Annotated in this window: 11 protein-coding genes and 1 pseudogene; 9 read left to right on the top strand and 3 right to left on the bottom strand. The window is 61.9% G+C overall.

All coding sequences use genetic code 11. The features are described from left to right. The 6 genes from H3028_RS18820 (at position 1) to H3028_RS18845 (ending at position 7,664) form a co-directional block, all read left to right on the top strand. On the top strand, positions 1–1,623 hold the full coding sequence (locus tag H3028_RS18820; protein ID WP_181298749.1) for a BatD family protein: 1,623 nt from the start codon (positions 1–3) through the stop codon (positions 1,621–1,623). Between the two features lie 200 nt (positions 1,624–1,823). Next, positions 1,824–3,047: a CmpA/NrtA family ABC transporter substrate-binding protein gene (locus tag H3028_RS18825; protein ID WP_181298750.1), complete on the top strand. Its 1,224-nt coding sequence runs from the start codon at positions 1,824–1,826 to the stop codon at positions 3,045–3,047. Between the two features lie 11 nt (positions 3,048–3,058). Beyond that, positions 3,059–3,637, top strand: a complete 579-nt coding sequence (locus H3028_RS18830) for an ANTAR domain-containing response regulator (RefSeq protein ID WP_181298751.1) — start codon at positions 3,059–3,061, stop codon at positions 3,635–3,637. 266 nt (positions 3,638–3,903) lie between these two features. Then, the gene (locus H3028_RS18835; RefSeq protein WP_181298752.1) at positions 3,904–4,347 is read left to right on the top strand and encodes a thioesterase family protein; all 444 of its coding nucleotides are present in this window, start codon (positions 3,904–3,906) and stop codon (positions 4,345–4,347) included. A 350-nt stretch (positions 4,348–4,697) separates the two neighbouring features. Then, the gene (locus H3028_RS18840) at positions 4,698–5,909 is read left to right on the top strand and encodes a nitrate/nitrite transporter (protein ID WP_181298753.1); all 1,212 of its coding nucleotides are present in this window, start codon (positions 4,698–4,700) and stop codon (positions 5,907–5,909) included. Between the two features lie 81 nt (positions 5,910–5,990). Further along, positions 5,991–7,664 carry a bifunctional protein-serine/threonine kinase/phosphatase gene (locus tag H3028_RS18845; protein WP_181298754.1) on the top strand — a complete coding sequence of 558 codons (1,674 nt, stop codon included), beginning with the start codon at positions 5,991–5,993 and terminating at the stop codon, positions 7,662–7,664. 18 nt (positions 7,665–7,682) lie between these two features. Here the strand turns inward: H3028_RS18845 and H3028_RS18850 are convergent, their stop codons facing one another. Continuing rightward, positions 7,683–7,994, bottom strand: coding sequence for a class I SAM-dependent methyltransferase (locus tag H3028_RS18850; protein ID WP_181298755.1), 312 nt, complete (start codon positions 7,992–7,994; stop codon positions 7,683–7,685). A 486-nt stretch (positions 7,995–8,480) separates the two neighbouring features. On the opposite strand from H3028_RS18850, the pseudogene H3028_RS18855 reads away from it, so the two are divergent. The 3 genes and pseudogenes from H3028_RS18855 to cobA all read left to right on the top strand — a co-directional run. Then, a pseudogene (locus H3028_RS18855) lies at positions 8,481–9,773 on the top strand (NAD(P)/FAD-dependent oxidoreductase); the annotation flags it as partial. A gap of 35 nt (positions 9,774–9,808) precedes the next feature. Then, positions 9,809–12,517 carry a nitrate reductase gene (locus H3028_RS18860; RefSeq protein WP_181298757.1) on the top strand — a complete coding sequence of 903 codons (2,709 nt, stop codon included), beginning with the start codon at positions 9,809–9,811 and terminating at the stop codon, positions 12,515–12,517. Positions 12,518–12,561: 44 nt separating this feature from the next. After that, positions 12,562–13,296: a uroporphyrinogen-III C-methyltransferase gene (cobA, locus tag H3028_RS18865; RefSeq protein ID WP_181298758.1), complete on the top strand. Its 735-nt coding sequence runs from the start codon at positions 12,562–12,564 to the stop codon at positions 13,294–13,296. 113 nt (positions 13,297–13,409) lie between these two features. Here cobA and H3028_RS18870 read toward each other — a convergent pair whose 3' ends face one another. Both H3028_RS18870 and H3028_RS18875 read right to left on the bottom strand, forming a co-directional pair. Continuing rightward, positions 13,410–15,764, bottom strand: a complete 2,355-nt coding sequence (locus H3028_RS18870; protein ID WP_181298759.1) for an RND family transporter — start codon at positions 15,762–15,764, stop codon at positions 13,410–13,412. Positions 15,765–15,776: 12 nt separating this feature from the next. Then, the gene (locus H3028_RS18875; protein ID WP_181298760.1) at positions 15,777–16,865 is read right to left on the bottom strand and encodes a YCF48-related protein; all 1,089 of its coding nucleotides are present in this window, start codon (positions 16,863–16,865) and stop codon (positions 15,777–15,779) included. Between the last annotated feature and the right edge of the window lie 248 nt (positions 16,866–17,113).

A 17,113-nucleotide genomic window follows, 5' to 3' on the forward strand; every position in this document is an offset into this window, starting at 1 on the left:
ATGACGCGGCTAACAACACTGGTGTTCCTGCTCCTGCTCGCTTGCCAGGCGAGCGCCACGTCACTCATCGCCAGGGTCGACCGCACTCAGCTGAGCCTGGACGAAACCGTCGAGCTTACCCTCGAGACCGGTGACACCACGGTGTTCGGCAAACCGGACCTCCAACCACTCGACAGCCTTTTCAAGGTATTCGGCACCCGCCAGGTCAGCCAGCTCTCAGGCAGCAACGGCGAGGCGCGAGCCGTTACCCAATGGCTGATCACCCTTCAGCCTCGCCAGACTGGCTACGTGATCATCCCACCGCTGCAGTTGGGCAACTGGCGCAGTGAACCCATCACCCTAAACGTCAGCGAATCCAGCGCCGAGGGCGGCGACAAGCTGGCCCCGATATTCATCGACGCCAGCCTCGATCAGGACAGCGTCTATGTCCAAGCGCAGGTGGTGCTGACGCTGCGCATCTACCATTCCGTTTCGCTCTACGATGACAGCACGCTCTCGCCGTTACAGATGAACAATGCGCTGGTCGAACGCCTCGGCGAACCGCGCACCTATGAAAAAGATATCAACGGCATTCGCCACGGTGTGATCGAGATCCGCTATGCACTGTTCCCCCAGCAGAGCGGAGCGCTGACCATCCCCGCGCAGCTGTTCAGCGCCACCACGGTTGCCGCCACCGGTGACTACTACGGCTCTCGCTTCGGTAAATCCACCCAGGTCAAATCACCCGAAATCCCGCTGCACGTCAAACCGAAACCGGCCGATTATCCCGCTGACGCCCCCTGGCTTCCGGCAACCAGCCTGACACTGGTGGAAGCCTGGAGCCCGCAGCCGCAAGACGCGCAGCTGGGTGAGGCGCTGACACGCAGCCTGCTGGTGAAGGCCGACGGTCTGTCCAGCGCCCAACTGCCGCCGATCGAGACGCCGTCCGTGCCCGGCCTGCGTCGCTATCCCGATCAACCGAGCCTGAACGATGCCGTCACCGACAACGGAGTCAGTGGCAGCCGCGAGCAACGCGAGGCACTCGTGGCGACGCGAGCCGGCGATTTCGTGCTTCCTGCCGTGCAACTGGTCTGGTGGAACACAACCGAGGACCGGCTGGAGCGCACCACGCTGCCCGAACGACCACTCCAAGTGGCAGAAAACCCCGAACTCCAGCAACCATCGATCGAAGACTCCGCTGCCGCTCAGCCGCAGCTCCCAGCACGCCTGTTGTGGCCGTGGCAGCTAAGCAGCGCTGCGCTGGCTCTGACCACCCTGCTCGGATTCGGCCTGTGGCTACGCGCACGCAGCCAGCCGGCGGTGATCCGCACGGTACAGAGCGGTCCCACCCCGCGCAGCCTGCTCGATGACCTGAAACGCGCCTGTCTGGCCAACGACACGCAGGCGACCCGCCACGCGCTTGATGCCTGGGCACGCCAGCAACCGGAAACGTTGGCGGACATGGCCGCACGCTTTATCCCGCTCTCCGATGCCCTTGACGGGCTGAATGGCGCGCTCTACAGCGAGACCGGCCAGCGCTGGCAAGGCGAAGCGCTATGGCAGGCCATCCAGAACCTGCCGACTGCACACCCAGCAACCACCGAGCAGGAAACAGGCGCCTTGCCGCCGCTGTACCCGCGCTGAAGCGAACTGCAACTGCGGGCTGCACGCAGGCGACATGAAGCTCACCAGTTGAATGGTGAGTTACGGCCACCATCTGGATACTGATGGGGCTGGCGCGCCCTCCTTTGGCATATGGCTTGCTTTGGCAATCATATGATTTCAAAGCGCGCTAGCCGCTGCTTCCCCGCAGCGATGGCGCCTATGTCAAGGGCCCCGTCCGCATGATTTATTCCAGAACCCCATTACGATCCGATTCGCTGGCCTGGGTCGCAGGCAGCGATGCACCGGAAAAGCGTGTGGTCAACCTTGGCTTCATGCCCCTGACCGATGCCGCCTCGCTGATCGTCGCCGCCACCCAAGGCTTCGCTCAACCCTATGGCCTGACGCTCAATCTGCAACGGCAGACATCCTGGTCGAACCTGCGCGACAAGCTGATCGAGGGTGAGCTCGATGCAGCCCATGCGCTGTACGGACTGGTTTATGCCGTGCACTTGGGCATCGGCGGCAGCGCACCGGTCGACATGGCGGTGCTTATGGCGCTGGCCCAGAACGGTCAGAGCATCAACCTGTCCAGCTCGCTCAAGGCTGCTGGCGTGACCGATCCGGAGGCACTCAGCAGCCGCGTGCGCAAAAGCGGTGCAAAGTTGGTCCTGGCACAGACGTTTCCCACCGGTACCCATGCGCTCTGGCTCTATTACTGGCTGGCAGCACACGGCATCCATCCGCTGAGCGACGTACGTACCCTGGTGGTGCCACCCTCTCAGATGGTTGCGCACATGCGAGCACGACGCATCGACGGCTTCTGTGCCGGCGAACCCTGGGGGGCCCAGGCGATCCAAGAGGACATGGGATTCACGCTGGCCACCAGCCAGTCGATCTGGCCAGACCATCCGGAAAAGGTGCTGGGCTGTACTCGTGGCTTTGTCGAGGAGTATCCCAACACCGCCCGCGCGTTGGTCATGGCCGTCCTCGAGGCCAGCCGCTTCATCGATGAAAGCCAGGAAAACCGCCGCAGCACTGCACGCCTGATCGCCGGCGGCGACTATGTCGACGCACCAGTGGCGGCCATCGAGCCGCGTTTCCTCGGCCAATACGAGGACGGGCTGGGCCACACTTGGCAGGACCACCACCCGCTACGCTTCTTCGGTGATGGCGAAGTCAACGCGCCCTACCATTCCGACGGCCTCTGGTTCATGACCCAACTGCGCCGCTGGGGCCTGCTGCGTGAAGACCCGGACTACCAGGCCGTTGCGCAGAGCGTGCAACAGGCCAGCCTCTATCGCGATGCGGCAACAGCGCTGAACATCCCGTTGCCGGATTCACTCATGCGCAACACCCTGCTCATGGATGGCAGCCGTTGGGACGGGAGCGATCCGGCCGCCTACGCCCGTAGTTTTGCCCTGCATGCCTTGGCGGATTCCGCCGTGCGCCACGTACCTTGCTGAGGGAGACTGCCATGCTCCGCGTCCTCCTGATTGACGACACCCCACGCAAGGTTGGCCGTCTACGCGCCGCCCTGATAGAAGCAGGCTTGGAGGTGATCGAAGAATCGGGCTTGACCATCGACCTGCCCGAGCGGGTCGAGGTGATTCGCCCCGATGTGATCCTGATCGACACCGACTCCCCCAGCCGAGACGTGATGGAACAGGTTGTGGTGGTCAGTCGCGATCAACCGCGGCCAATCGTCATGTTCACCGATGACAACAATCCAGACGCCATGCGCCAGGCGATCCGCGCCGGCGTCAGCGCCTATATCGTTGAAGGCATTCAGGCGCAGCGCCTCAAACCGATCCTCGATGTAGCCATGGCCCGTTTCGAAAGTGACCAGGCGATCCGGGCACAGCTGCAGGCGCGCGACCAGCAATTGGTCGAACGCAAGCGAATCGAGTTGGCCAAGGGCATGCTGATAAGAATGCGCAGTTGCAACGAGCAAGAGGCTTACACGCTGATGCGCCGCCAGGCCATGAGCCGTCAGCAGAAGCTGATCCAGGTGGCTGAACAAATCATCGCCATGAATGAGCTGCTCGGGCAGTAGTGCCCATATGCCACACGCAGCCCTTGGCGAGTCTGTCATTTACGAACCCGTAACAACGAACCAGAACAGCGAAGATGCTTTGCTCTGGCGCACTGATAGGGAGTGCGCGGCAACATTGCCTGGCGCCGATCGATCCGGCACCTCGGCTGCGCCCGGGTCCGACACCCTCAACGACGGCGTCAGCCAGCTGAACACACCTCGGTGCTGCGCCAGTCTGTAAAATCGCCGGCCGCATGTCGCGTAGTGAACCCAGCAACGAGAGCACCATGGCCCGCCTGACCCTGACATTCCCTGAAGACCAGTTTTGCTTCACCACTCAGCTGACCGTACGCATTACTGACATTAATGCCGGCAATCACCTGGCCAACGACTCGATGATCTCGATGATTTCCGAAGCCCGCGCACGGTTCCTGTTTGCCTATGGCATCGCCGAAACCAGCAAGGACGGCACGGGAATCATCGTCACCGACCTCGCCACTACCTACAAGGCCGAAGCCCACTCGCGTGACGTGCTGCTATTTGAAGTCGGCGTGATGGATTTCAATCGCTACGGTGGTGACATTACGTTCCGCATCACCCGTCCCGCTGACGACACGCTCATCGCCATGGCCAAGTCTGGCTTCGTTTTCTACAACTACCTGGACAAGCGCGTCGTGCCGATGCCCAGCGAGTTCGACGCAAAGTTTCCCAAGGTCAACCGCATCGTTTGAAACGCCCCGCTTCGACGCACACTGCACCAGACGTACGCCGTTTTACCCTTACAGCACCGCAAGCATCCACCAGAGCCGCATAACCACGCGGCTTCTTCTCTTGGCACAGCTTCTGCTAAGTGCTTATAGGTAGCCAAAGGCGGTTACTCACAGACATGACAAAGGCGTCGCGTTGCCCCGCTCGAAATGGCGGTGGTTTCGCGGCGCTTTTTTTTGCCCCACGGACCGGGGCGCGAGCGGCAGCGACCGCGGCTCGCAGCAGTCTTTTTGCTCCGCCATACCGAACCGGTTGGCGGCCACCGCATCCCCATCGCGCAAATTGGCGCGTGCCCTTGTCTAGTGAGGTGTCCATGAATACGAGTTTCTGGAAAGCCGGCCATGCGCCGACGCTGCTCTGCGCCTTTCTCTATTTCGATCTGAGCTTCATGGTCTGGTACGTGCTCGGCCCGATGAGCGTACAGATCGCCGCCGGCCTCGGTCTGACCACGCAACAGCGGGCCTTCATGGTCGCCACCCCGATTCTCTCCGGCGCGGTGCTCCGCCTCGTTCTGGGGATGCTGGCCGATCACAGCTCACCAAAGACCGCCGGGCTGTTCGGCCAGATTGTGGTAATCGCCGCATTGTTCGTGGCCTGGCTCCACGGTGTGCACAGCTACGAGCAGGTGCTGCTACTTGGTCTGTTCCTCGGCATGGCTGGTGCCTCCTTCGCCGTCGCGTTGCCGCTGGCGTCACAGTGGTACCCGCCGCAGCATCAGGGCAAGGCCATGGGCATCGCCGGTGCGGGCAATTCCGGCACGGTGCTAGCGGCCTTGTTCGCACCGGTATTGGCAACCATGTTCGGCTGGAGCAATGTGTTCGGCCTGGCGCTCATCCCCCTGGTGCTGACACTCGTCATCTTCGCCAGTGTGGCCAAGAACGCACCGAACCGTCCCGCGCCGAAGTCCTTTGCCGATTACATGAAAGCGCTGGGCGATCGCGACAGCTGGTGGTTCATGTTTTTCTACAGCGTGACCTTTGGCGGCTTCCTCGGCCTGGCCAGCACCCTGCCCGGCTACTTCCACGACCAGTACGCCTTCGATCCGGTCAAAGCCGGCTACTACACCGCCGCCTGCGTATTCGCCGGCAGTTTACTGCGCCCGCTCGGTGGTGCGCTGGCTGACCGCATTGGCGGCATCCGTTCGCTGCTGGTGATGTACACGGTCGCCGCCGCCTGCCTGTTCATAGTCGGCTTCAATCTGCCAAGCTCAACGGCCGCGCTGGCGCTGTTTGTCGTCGCCATGCTCAGCCTTGGGGCGGGCAACGGTGCGGTGTTCCAGCTAGTGCCGCAGCGCTTCAACAAGGAGATCGGCGTGATGACCGGGCTGGTCGGCATGGCCGGCGGCATAGGGGGGTTTCTGCTCACCGCAGGCCTGGGCGCGGTCAAGCAGGCAACCGGCGACTACCAGATGGGCCTCTGGCTGTTCGCCAGCCTGGGTGCGCTGGCCTGGTTCGGCCTTTATGGCGTCAAGCGGCGCTGGAGAACCACCTGGGGCTCTGTCGCGATGACCGCCGCGCGCGTCTGAGCTCGAATATGCTAACCAAGGCAGGCCATGGGGCCTGCCTTTACCGCTCATTCCCCTAGTGCGATCCGGAGTGTTGCCGCCATGCCTTTGCAGCTGTCGTTTGGCGAGGCCACCGCAACCGGCCCACGTAAGGAGAACCAGGACGCGCTGCGGATCGTCACGCCGACACCGGGGCTTGCGTCGAGCAAAGGCGCGCTGTTTGCCATCGCCGACGGCGTCAGTCAATGCGCCGATGGCGGCCTCGCGGCACGGGCCACCTTGCAGGCGTTGGCCACCGATTATTACGCCACGCCAGAAACCTGGACCGTCGCGCAGTCCCTCGATCGGTTGTTGGTCGCCCATAATCGTTGGTTGCAGGCCAACGGCGGCGGGCAGCCTCTGCTGACCACACTGACGGCGCTCGTGCTGCGCGGCCGCCGCTTCACCCTCGCCCATGTCGGTGACTGTCGCGCCTACCGCTGGCTCGACGGCGAGCTGCAGCGGCTGAGCGAAGACCACGTCTGGGAACAGCCGTACATGCAGCACGTGCTCAAGCGTGCCATGGGCCTGGACCAGCATTTGGTGGTGGATTATCTCGACGGCGAGCTCCGTCTCGGCGAATCCTTCCTGCTGCTCAGCGACGGCGTCTGGGCCAGCATCACCGAGGGCGATATCCGGAACGTGCTGAGTGCCGAGCCTGATCTGCCCAACGCGGCCAGGACGCTGGTCAACCTCGCCCACCAGACCGGTAGCCAGGACAACGCCAGCGCTCTGCTGCTGCGGGTCGAAGAACTGCCGGAAGCGGCTCCTGCCGACTCGTTCGCGCAACTGGCGGCGTGGCCACTGCCACCGAAATTGCGCCCCGGCCAGGCGTTCGAAGGCTGGACCGTCGAGGCGCTGCTGGCCGAATCGCGCCAGTCACTCGTCTACCGCGTGCGTGACCAATCCGGTCAGCCCTGGCTGCTGAAAACATTGCCGGCCAACCGCAACGATGAACCCGAAGCCGGGCCGACCCTGCTGCAGGAAGAATGGTTTCTGCGCCGCGTCGCCGGGCGCCACTTTCCCGAGATTCACGGGCTGCCACAGCGACAACATTTGTATTACGTCCAGCGGGAGTACAGCGGCCAGACCCTTGCGCAGCAGTACAGCCAGCAGGGCCCAATGGCACTGACCGACTGGCTGCAGCTGGCCCCAAGCCTGATCCGGGCGCTGGGTATGTTGCACCGGCGCAACCTCCTGCACCGCGATATCAAGCCGGAAAACCTTCATCAGGGCGATGACGGCGAGCTGCGACTGCTGGATTTCGGCCTCGCCTACTGTCCGGGCTTGTCCCGAGACCTGCCGCACCATCTTCCAGGAACGCCGAGCTATATCGCGCCCGAGGCCTATAGCGGCATATCACCGAGCCGTGAACAAGACCTTTATGCAGCAGGTGTCACGCTCTATTACCTGCTCAGCGGGCGCTACCCCTATGGCGAAATCGAGGCCTTTCAGCGGCCCCGTTTCGGCACACCGATGCCGGCCAGCCGTTATCGACCCGATCTGCCCCAGTGGCTGGATGAAATGCTCAAGCGCGCCGTCGCAGCTGACCCCGCGCAGCGCCTCGAAACAGCAGAAGAATGGCTGTTGACCCTGGAACAGGGGGAGCGCCTGGTAGCGAACATACCCGTACGCCCCCTGTTAGAGCGCGAGCCGCTAAAGCTCTGGCGAACCCTGGCCCTGCTCTCGCTGCTGCTAAATCTGGGGCTCCTGGTGTGGCTAGGTAAAGCCGGCTAACACTCAAGCCACACTCGCTCAGCGTCGAACAATCAGGCCCTGGCGCGCGACACGCGTCAGTTCGCGTACGCAATCATCGAGGCGTTCAGCTGTCGGCGCCTGGATAACAGCAAGGTCGAAGCTGTCCGCAGCAAAGTGAGCCAGTGATTCATCGGCGCCAGTGAACTGAACGAGAAAAGCGCGCGGTCGGCCGCAACGCTTCGCCCAGCCGTCGAGATAACGCAACAATGAAGGCTGATGGTTGCCGGCCAGGAGAATTTTAGGGTTGCTGCGAACCAGCCCGCTGGTGATCGGGGCCAGCCGTATAGGGGTACGCGGTAATGCATTCATGTGGGAGATCCCGCCTCGAGAATTCCGCTGGGCAGCGGTGGGAGGCGACACCGAACCAGCGCTTTAGCGGTATTTCGAAGCCTCGGCTCCAGGCGCCCCGCAAGTAGCTGACTAAATCGGCGCATGGGCTAAACAATAGGAAAGCGGCACGGGCGCTGTCAACGCCCAATTCCAGCAAGCCGTGCTGCTCGGCTGCACCAGCGCTGCGCGAGCTGCCTCATATGGGTGCGAGAACAGTCCAATACGAAGATCGATGGGGCTCTGCAAGCGCTTGAAATATCGACTATTAACGAACTTGGCATAACCTCTGCAAAAGACATCCTCAACATAAGCCGCACCTTCAACGTAGAGGGTCCGGCTCGCGATAGCGGGAACAGGGACAAAGGCGTCCTCACCGGGTAACCGGTGGGACGCCTTTTTTGTTGTTGGCATTTTCTAAGGCATGGCTGGCCGTCATGGGCAGCCTGACCCAGCACGGAGAACGGCATGAAGAAACTCAAGCTGGTGATGATTGGCAACGGCATGGCTGGGGTCCGTACCCTGGAAGAGCTGCTCAAGCTCGCCCCTGAGCTCTACGACATCACCGTGTTTGGTGCCGAGCCCCACCCAAATTACAACCGCATTCTGCTGTCCCCCGTCCTCGCGGGTGAGCAGCAATTTGATGAAATCGTGCTAAACGATCTCGACTGGTATGCCGAACGCAACATCCGCCTGATGCTCAACCGAACGGTGGTCGAGATTGACCGGGGCAAGCGCCGAGTGACCGCAGCGGACGGTAGCGAAGCCGAATATGACCGCCTACTCATTGCCACCGGTTCGAATCCCTTCATCCTGCCGATACCGGGTACTCAGCTCGATGGGGTGATCGGCTACCGTGATATCGCAGACACCCAGACGATGATGAACGCCGCCAGGACGCACAAGCGCGCGGTGGTCATCGGCGGCGGGTTGCTCGGGTTGGAAGCGGCCAACGGCCTGAAGGCGCGCGGCATGGACGTCACCGTGGTGCACGTCGGTGAGTGGCCGATGGAGCGCCAGCTCGACAAGGCCGCGGGCATCCTGCTGCAGAGGGCGTTGGAAGCGCGCGGCCTGAACTTCAGGATGAAGAAGCAGACCGCCGAGCTGATTGGCGGCGGGCAAGGCCGCGTCCAGGCGGTGCGCTTCGCCAATAACGAGGTGATCGACGCCGATCTGGTAGTTATGGCCGCCGGTATTCGTCCCAACAGCGAGCTGGCGGCGAACGCCGGAATTCCCTGTGATCGCGGCATTCTGGTCAACGATACGTTGCAGACCTACGACCCGCGCATCTACGCCGTCGGCGAGTGCGCCAACCATCGCGGTACGGCCTATGGCTTGGTAGCGCCCCTGTTCGAACAGGCCGAGGTCTGTGCCAACCATCTGGCAATGCTCGGTTTCTCGCGTTACCTCGGCTCGGTCACTTCAACCAAGCTCAAGGTCACGGGTATCGATCTGTTTTCCACCGGCGATTTCATGGGCGGCGAAGGCACCGAAACCATCACCCTCTCCGACCCCATCGGCGGTGTGCACAAGAAACTGGTGATCAAGGATGACATCCTCGTCGGCGCCTGCCTCTACGGCGACACGGCGGACGCCGGCTGGTACTTCCGGCAGATCTGCGAGCATCGCAACGTGTCGCGGATTCGCGACCATCTGATGTTCGACCCCGCTAGTTACGGGGAGCAGGCCATCGTCGATGCCGGCCCGCAGTACCGGGACAAAACCGCGCAACGTTTGCCATCGCCGGCGAGCTGGATGGGCAGGACGTCACCCGCGTCACGACATGGAGCGACTGCATGACACGGCCGACCCAGACAACCGCCTCGACCTGCTGCTACTGCGGCGTAGGCTGTGGCGTGCTGATCGAGCACGACGGCGAGCGCATCCTCGATGTTGCCGGCGACCCGAATCACCCCGCCAACTTCGGCAAGCTGTGCAGCAAGGGCTCGACCCTTCACCTGACCGGCGACCTGGACGCGCGTGCGCTCTACCCCGAGCTCCGCCTGGGCAAAGGCCTGGCCCGCACTCGCACCGATTGGGACAGCGCACTGGACCATGCCGCCACCGTATTTGCCGATACCATTGCCGAACACGGCCCGGACAGCGTCGCTTTCTACATATCCGGCCAGCTGCTGACCGAGGACTACTACGCGTTCAACAAACTTGCCCGCGCGCTGGTCGGCACCAATAACATCGACTCGAATTCGCGCCTGTGCATGTCTTCGGCCGTGGTTGGCTACAAGCGCAGCCTCGGTGCGGACGCACCGCCCTGCAGCTACGAAGACATCGAGCAGAGCGAATGCCTGCTTATCGTCGGCAGCAACATGGCTTACGCACACCCGGTGCTGTTCCGCCGCCTGGAAGAGGCCAAGGCGAAGCGCCCGGACATGCGGGTCATTGTCGTCGACCCACGACGTACCGACACCTGCGACCTGGCGGACCTGCATCTGGCGACCCTGCCGGGTACTGACGTCGCGCTATTCCACGGCATCCTGCATCTGCTGCTGTGGGAAGGCTGGGTCGACCGCGCATTCATCGATGCTCACACCGATGGCTTCGATGAGCTGAAAAACCTTGTGCGCGACTACAACCCGTCGATGGTGGCGGACCTGTGCGGCATAAGCGTTAACGAATTGCAGAACTGCGCGCGGATGATTGGCAACGCGCCCAGCTTCCTGTCCCTGTGGTGTATGGGCGTCAATCAGTCCACCGCCGGCAGCGCCAAGAACAGCGCGCTAATCAACCTGCACCTCGCCACCGGCCAGATCGGCAAACCCGGCGCCGGGCCGTTCTCGCTGACCGGTCAACCCAACGCCATGGGCGGTCGCGAAACCGGCAGCCTGTCCAATCTGTTACCCGGTCATCGCGAGGCAGGCAACGCGGCGCATCGAGCCGAGGTGGCCGACTATTGGGGTATCCCGGTATTACCGGACTCTCCAGGCCTGTCCGCTATCGAACTTTTCGAGGCCGTGCGCAGCGGCGAGGTGAAGGCGCTGTGGATCGCCTGTACCAATCCTGCGCAGTCCATGCCGGATCAGCAGAGAATTCACGAAACCCTCGCGGCCTGCCCCTTCGTGGTGGTACAGGAAGCCTTTTTCACCACCGAAACCTGCCGCTACGCTGACCTGCTCCTGCCCGCCGCCAGCTGGGGTGAAAAGGAAGGCACCGTGACCAACTCCGAGCGTCGCATCAGTCATGTACGCCCAGCGATTGCTGCACCGGGCGAAGCGCGCGCGGACTGGTCGATCACCTGCGATTTCGCCTGCCGGTTGGAAAAGCTGATGCGTCCGGGTTTATCCAGCTTGTTCGCCTTCGACACGCCAGCCGCGCTGTTCGAGGAATACAAGCTGCTTACCCAGGGCCGAGATCTGGATCTGTCCGGCCTCAGCCACGCATTGATCGATCAACTCGGTCCGCAGCAATGGCCGTTCCCAGTCGGCAGCACACGTGGCACACCGCGGCTTTACGATGATGGCATCTTCCCTACCGAAACCGGTCGGGCACGCTTCCTCGCCGAACATTACCAAGCACCGCAGGAAAAATGCGAAGCACGCTTTCCGCTCATCCTCAACACAGGCCGGCTGCGCGACCACTGGCACGGTATGAGCCGCACCGGCACGGCGGCGCGGCTGTTCGGTCATGTGGAAGAAGCGGTGCTCAGCATGAGCGCCGATGACATGCGCCGCCGTCGCCTGCTCGATGGCCAGCTGGTGAGCATCCAGAGCCGCCGAGGCAGTCTCGTAGTGCCGGTGCAAAAGGACAACAGCCTGCGGGTCGGCCATACATTCATGCCGATGCACTGGGGCGATCGCTTCCTGAAAGGACTAGGCATCAATGCGCTCACCCTCCCCGTCTGCGATCCGCTCTCGAAACAACCCGAGCTGAAGCATGCCTGTATCGAGGTGGAGCATGTCGATCTGCCCTGGCAATTCTTTGCCCTGACCGAAGGGCCGGTACAACGACGCTTCGAAGCCTTGCGCCCGCTGTTCGAAGGGTTCGCCTACGCCAGCTTCAGCCTGGCCGGTCGTGAGCGACCGGCGTTGGTGATCCGAGCGGCCTGTATGGAAGCCCCAGGTGCTGCGCAGCTGGCTCGGATCGTTCAGATGCTCGGGCTCGACCAAGGCCCGGTGGTGACCTACGACGATCCACAGCGTGCAGTCGGCAAGCGGGTCCGGATCGAGGATGGGCGCATCGTTGCCCTTAGCCTTTCCGGCGAAACCGCTGCCCGCCATTGGCTGAAAACGCTCTGGCATGATGGCAAAGCCGACGCGGCTCTGCGCCGCTGGATGCTCGCGCCCGTGAGCACACCGCCCGGAAAGAGCGAATCCAAGGCAAGCAAGACCTTGTGTAACTGCATGAACGTCAGCGAGAAGGCGATCTGCTCAGGCATCGATCGCGGGCTGGATCTGAATGGTTTGAAGAATGAACTGGGTTGCGCCACCCGCTGCGGATCATGCGTACCCGAGATCAAGCGTCTACTGGTGAAACGGTTAGCGGTGGCCTGATGGCGGATCACCAAACGAACAGCTATAGCGACGAGAGGTGCAACATGAGCGCAAAAGTCTGGCTGGTAGGCGCTGGCCCCGGCGACCCGGAACTGCTGACCTTGAAGGCGGTGCGAGCCATGAGCGAGGCGCAGGTGGTGCTGATCGACGATCTGGTCAATCCTGCCGTGCTCGAACACTGCCCGAACGCGCGGGTGATTCCAGTGGGCAAGCGCGGCGGCTGCCGTTCCACACCGCAAGCCTTCATCCACCGCTTGATGCTGCGCTACGCGCGTCAGGGCAAGTGCGTGGTACGTCTGAAGGGAGGCGACCCATGCATCTTCGGCCGCGGCGGCGAAGAAGCCGAATGGCTCACCAATCGCGGCATTGAAGCGGAAATGGTCAACGGCATCACCGCAGGCCTGGCCGCCGCTACCCAATGCGGTATTTCGCTGACCCAACGTGGCGTCGCCCGCGGCGTGACGCTGATTACCGCGCATACGCTCGATGGCAGCAGCCCCGAGTGGAACTCGCTGGCGAAAACCGGCACCACGCTGGTCGTCTACATGGGTGTCGGCAGCCTGCAGCAGATACAGACCGGGTTGATCGAAGGAGGTTTGCCAGCAAATACCCCCGTCGCGATGATCGAGAGCGCCTCCCTGCCCGGACAACGCGAATGCCGCTCGCGGCTTGGCGCGATGTGTATTGATGCCACCAGCTTCAAGCTCAAGAGCCCGGCGGTCCTGGTGATCGGTGAAGTGGCGGCACAGGCCGTCACACAACTGAGCCAGACGGCCTGACAAGGGCCAATCAATTCGCTGCGAGGTCGCGCCGCCTACTGGGTCCGCGAGGGGCCGAACCCTAAAAAAAACCGCGACCCAAGGGCCGCGGCTTCTTCTCTAATGCCTGGACCTCACGCCTTCTGACTCAGCTTCTCCGGCTTGATCAGGAAGCGAGCCAGAGCCGGCAGCAGCCAGATCGCACCGACCATGTTCCAGAGGAACATGAAGGTCAGCATCAGCCCCATATCCGCCTGGAACTTGATCGCCGAGAACACCCAGGTGAACACGCCGATCGCCAGGCAGACACCGGTGAAAATCACCGCCTTGCCAGTCGTCTTCAGGGTCTGGTAGTAGGCTTCCTGCAGCGTCAGGCCCTGGCGCAGGAAGGATTCCAGACGGCTGTAGATGTAAATGCCGTAATCGACACCGATGCCCACACCCAATGCGATCACCGGCAGCGTCGCCACTTTCACGCCGATGCCCATGAAGGCCATCAACGCGTTGCCAAGGATGGACGTCAGTACCAGCGGCAGTATCACGCAGAGCGTCGCCGCGACGGAGCGGAAGGTCAGCAGGCACATGAAACTCACCGCGGCATAGACCGCAATGAGCATGGTGGTTTCGGACGCACCGATGACTTCGTTGGTCGCCGCTTCGATACCGGCATTGCCGGCGGCCAAAACGAACTCTAGCCCTTCGCGGTTGTTTTCCTCAGCGAATTCACGCGCCGCGGATACCACGTGCTCCAGCGTCTCGGCCTTGTGATCGTTAAGGAACACGAGCACAGGTGCCAGCGAACAATCACTGTTGTACATGCCTTCGGCACGGGCGATGGAGCTGTTGAGCACGAACTGGTTACGCGACAGCGTTTCCCACTTCAGGCTGCCCTCGTTCATGCCCTTGATGCTCTGGCGGGCGACGGTGACCATGGAAACTGCCGATTGCACGCCCTCGGTGTTTTCCATCTTCCACATCAGCTCGTCCATGGCGGCGAGCGTGTCGTAGTGGGCACAACCTTCAGGCGCGGTCTTGACCATCACCACCAGCACGTCGGAGCTGGTTGAGTAGTTGCGGATCACGAAATCGTTGTCGAGGTTATAACGCGAGTCAGGATGCAGTTCGGGAGCGCCCTGATCGAGATCGCCGATCTTCAGATTCTGGCCGTACCAGAGGCCGCCACCCACCGCCAGCAACGCGATGACGATGGAGATTGGTGCAACCACCGGGTTGGCGAAATTAGACAGCAGGCGCCAGAACGGATGGTTGCGAGCCGCTTCTTCGCGGGCCTGCTTGACCGCGCGCTGGCTGATACCCATATAGGAAATCGCCACCGGCAGCAGAATCAGGTTGGTCAGGATGATCACCGCCACGCCCAGCGACGCGCCGATGGCCAGCTCACGGATTACCCCGATATCGATCAGCAGCAGGGTCACGAAACCGACAGCGTCAGAGGCCAGCGCCACCATGCCGGGGATGAATAGCTGACGGAACGCCATGCGCGCCGCCGCCAGCGGATCATCGGTTTCGCCCGAGGCCATGGCGATGCCATTGATCTTCTGCACGCCGTGGGAAATACCGATGGCGAACACCAGGAACGGCACCAGCATCGAGTACGGATCGAGTCCGAAGCCCAGGGTATGCAACAGACCGAGCTGCCAGACGACGGCGATTAGCGTGGTGACCACCACTGCGATGGTGCTCTTGAAGCAGCGTGTGAACCACAGCAGCAGCGCCAGGGTGATGCCAATAGCGACGAAGAAGAACAGCGCAACCCCGACCAGACCATCAATCAGGTCACCGACCTTCTTGGCGAAGCCGATGATGTGGATCTCCACATTCGGATTCTGGGCCTCGTACTTGTCGCGAATCTTCTCTTCGAGCTCATGGGAAAACTGCTGGTAATCGAGGGTGATCTGTTTGCTGCGGTCATCCGGATCCGAATAGGACTCCATCAGCGGCACGTCAATGATGCTCGACTTGAAATCGTTCGCCACCAGACGTCCGATCTGGCCGGATTTGAGGATATTGTTACGCAGGTCGTCGAGGCTTTCTGGCGACCCGTCATAGGTCTGGGGAATCACCTCACCGCCGGCGAAGCCCTGCTCCGTCACTTCGGTCCAGCGGACGCTCGGGCTCCACAGCGATTTCATGTTGGAGCGGTCGACGCCCTGGATATAGAACACTTCGTCATGGATCTGGCGCAGCGTTTCCATGTACTCCTTGGAGAAGATGTCGCCATCCTTCGCCGCCACGGAGATCCGCACCGTGTTGCCCAGGTTGGCAAGATCGTCACGGTGCTCAAGCATGTTCTGAATGTAAGGGTGCCCCAGCGGGATCATCTTTTCGAAACTGGTCGAAGGACGAACCTGGGCAGCCTGGTAGAAAAGAAATACGCTGATCAACAGGCAAACGAGGATCACTGCCGGTCGATTATTGAATATCAGGCGCTCGAGGAAGGACGCCGGTTTCTGTTGATGCTTGCTCATGTTGGCTCCGGCTTATTGTTGTTTTACAGGCAGGTTCGCGCCGCTCGGCGAAACGACCCTGACGCCGCTCTGTCCGACCAGTACCAGATTGCCGTCCTGGTTGGTGACGACGCCTGAAAGCGAGCGCCTATCCGGGCGGCTGAACAGTTTGAAACTCCGCCCCTTGTCGTCGCTGCTGAGTACGGTACCGCCATGGCCGACCACGACGATACGACCATCCGGTAGCAGGTTGCCATCAGCCAGACCCGTTTCGAGGGCGTCGCCATCGTCGAGCAGCTCGATCGGCTGCCAGCTGTCGCCGAAATCGGTAGAGCGAAACAGGTTGCCACGCAGGCCGAACGCCACCACAACGCCGGGGTCGCTACCACCCACGACGCCAAAGAACGATCCTTGATAGGGCGATTCGACTCGCTCCCAGGTCTCGCCCATGTCGGCGGAACGGAACATGCCGCCCATCTCGCCGACGACAAACAGGCCGGAGCCTTTGATCTCGGCAATGGCGTTCAGGTGGGAGCCGTCTTCGTTGTCGAGTCGATCAGCAACGTCTTCCCAGTTCTGCCCATCAGTGGTTTCCAACAGCACCCCGTAGGCGCCGGTGGCGAAGCCGTGCTGCGGATTCTCGAACCAGACGTCGAGCAGCGGTACTTCGCCTTCGCGATTTTCGTACTGACGCGTCCAGGTCTCGCCGCCGTCGTTCGTGGCCAGGATCAGTGCGTCGTGACCAACCGCCCAGCCATGCTTGTCATCGACGAAATACACGGCAGTAAGCAACTGGCGAGTCGGTACCTTGGCCTGAACCCACGTATTGCCATCATCGTCGGAGTAAAGGATATGTCCGCGATCCCCGACCACGACCAGGCGCTTGCCAGCATGCGCGACATCGAGCATGAGCGTGGACGCGGCCTTATTCGATTCAATTGAATAGCGGATAGCTGGCTCGCCAGCGCTTTGGGCATGAGCAGGAGCAACAGCGAGAAACAGGATGGAGAGAACACTGCAGAGCGAGAGCGTTCTGGCCAGTGGCGAATGGCTGAATCTCGGTTTGCGGAGCGTTTTGGCCGCACAGCCGAATTGGGTGCGCCACATAACGGGCTCACTCATACATACCCCCTTTATTCTTATTAGGTAAGGCCTGCGTTTGGTACCAGGCTGGGCCATGCTATAGGGCTTTCGAAAGCGGCCGCAATTAGCGGGACGTTATGTTTTGTTAAGCCGCGCCGACTGATGTCAGGCCATAAACAAGCCTTATGGCATAGCACTTCGCAGCACCATGGGTAGCACCTCAAAAGCCCCCCTCACCGACCAGTAAGCAAAACACAATTCCCGCGGCTGGGCGCGGGAATCGTTTG

Source organism: Pseudomonas sp. Q2-TVG4-2 (assembly GCF_013620795.1).
In the GTDB taxonomy this organism is placed as follows: Bacteria; Pseudomonadota; Gammaproteobacteria; order Pseudomonadales; family Pseudomonadaceae; genus Stutzerimonas.

Coding starts and splice junctions, on each gene's coding strand:
- H3028_RS18820 (WP_181298749.1), top strand. CDS start 1: ATGACGCGGCTAACAACACTGGTGTTCCTGCTCCTGCTCGCTTGCCAG.
- H3028_RS18825 (WP_181298750.1), top strand. CDS start 1,824: ATGATTTATTCCAGAACCCCATTACGATCCGATTCGCTGGCCTGGGTC.
- H3028_RS18830 (WP_181298751.1), top strand. CDS start 3,059: ATGCTCCGCGTCCTCCTGATTGACGACACCCCACGCAAGGTTGGCCGT.
- H3028_RS18835 (WP_181298752.1), top strand. CDS start 3,904: ATGGCCCGCCTGACCCTGACATTCCCTGAAGACCAGTTTTGCTTCACC.
- H3028_RS18840 (WP_181298753.1), top strand. CDS start 4,698: ATGAATACGAGTTTCTGGAAAGCCGGCCATGCGCCGACGCTGCTCTGC.
- H3028_RS18845 (WP_181298754.1), top strand. CDS start 5,991: ATGCCTTTGCAGCTGTCGTTTGGCGAGGCCACCGCAACCGGCCCACGT.
- H3028_RS18850 (WP_181298755.1), bottom strand. CDS start 7,994: ATGAATGCATTACCGCGTACCCCTATACGGCTGGCCCCGATCACCAGC.
- H3028_RS18860 (WP_181298757.1), top strand. CDS start 9,809: ATGACACGGCCGACCCAGACAACCGCCTCGACCTGCTGCTACTGCGGC.
- cobA (WP_181298758.1), top strand. CDS start 12,562: ATGAGCGCAAAAGTCTGGCTGGTAGGCGCTGGCCCCGGCGACCCGGAA.
- H3028_RS18870 (WP_181298759.1), bottom strand. CDS start 15,764: ATGAGCAAGCATCAACAGAAACCGGCGTCCTTCCTCGAGCGCCTGATA.
- H3028_RS18875 (WP_181298760.1), bottom strand. CDS start 16,865: ATGAGTGAGCCCGTTATGTGGCGCACCCAATTCGGCTGTGCGGCCAAA.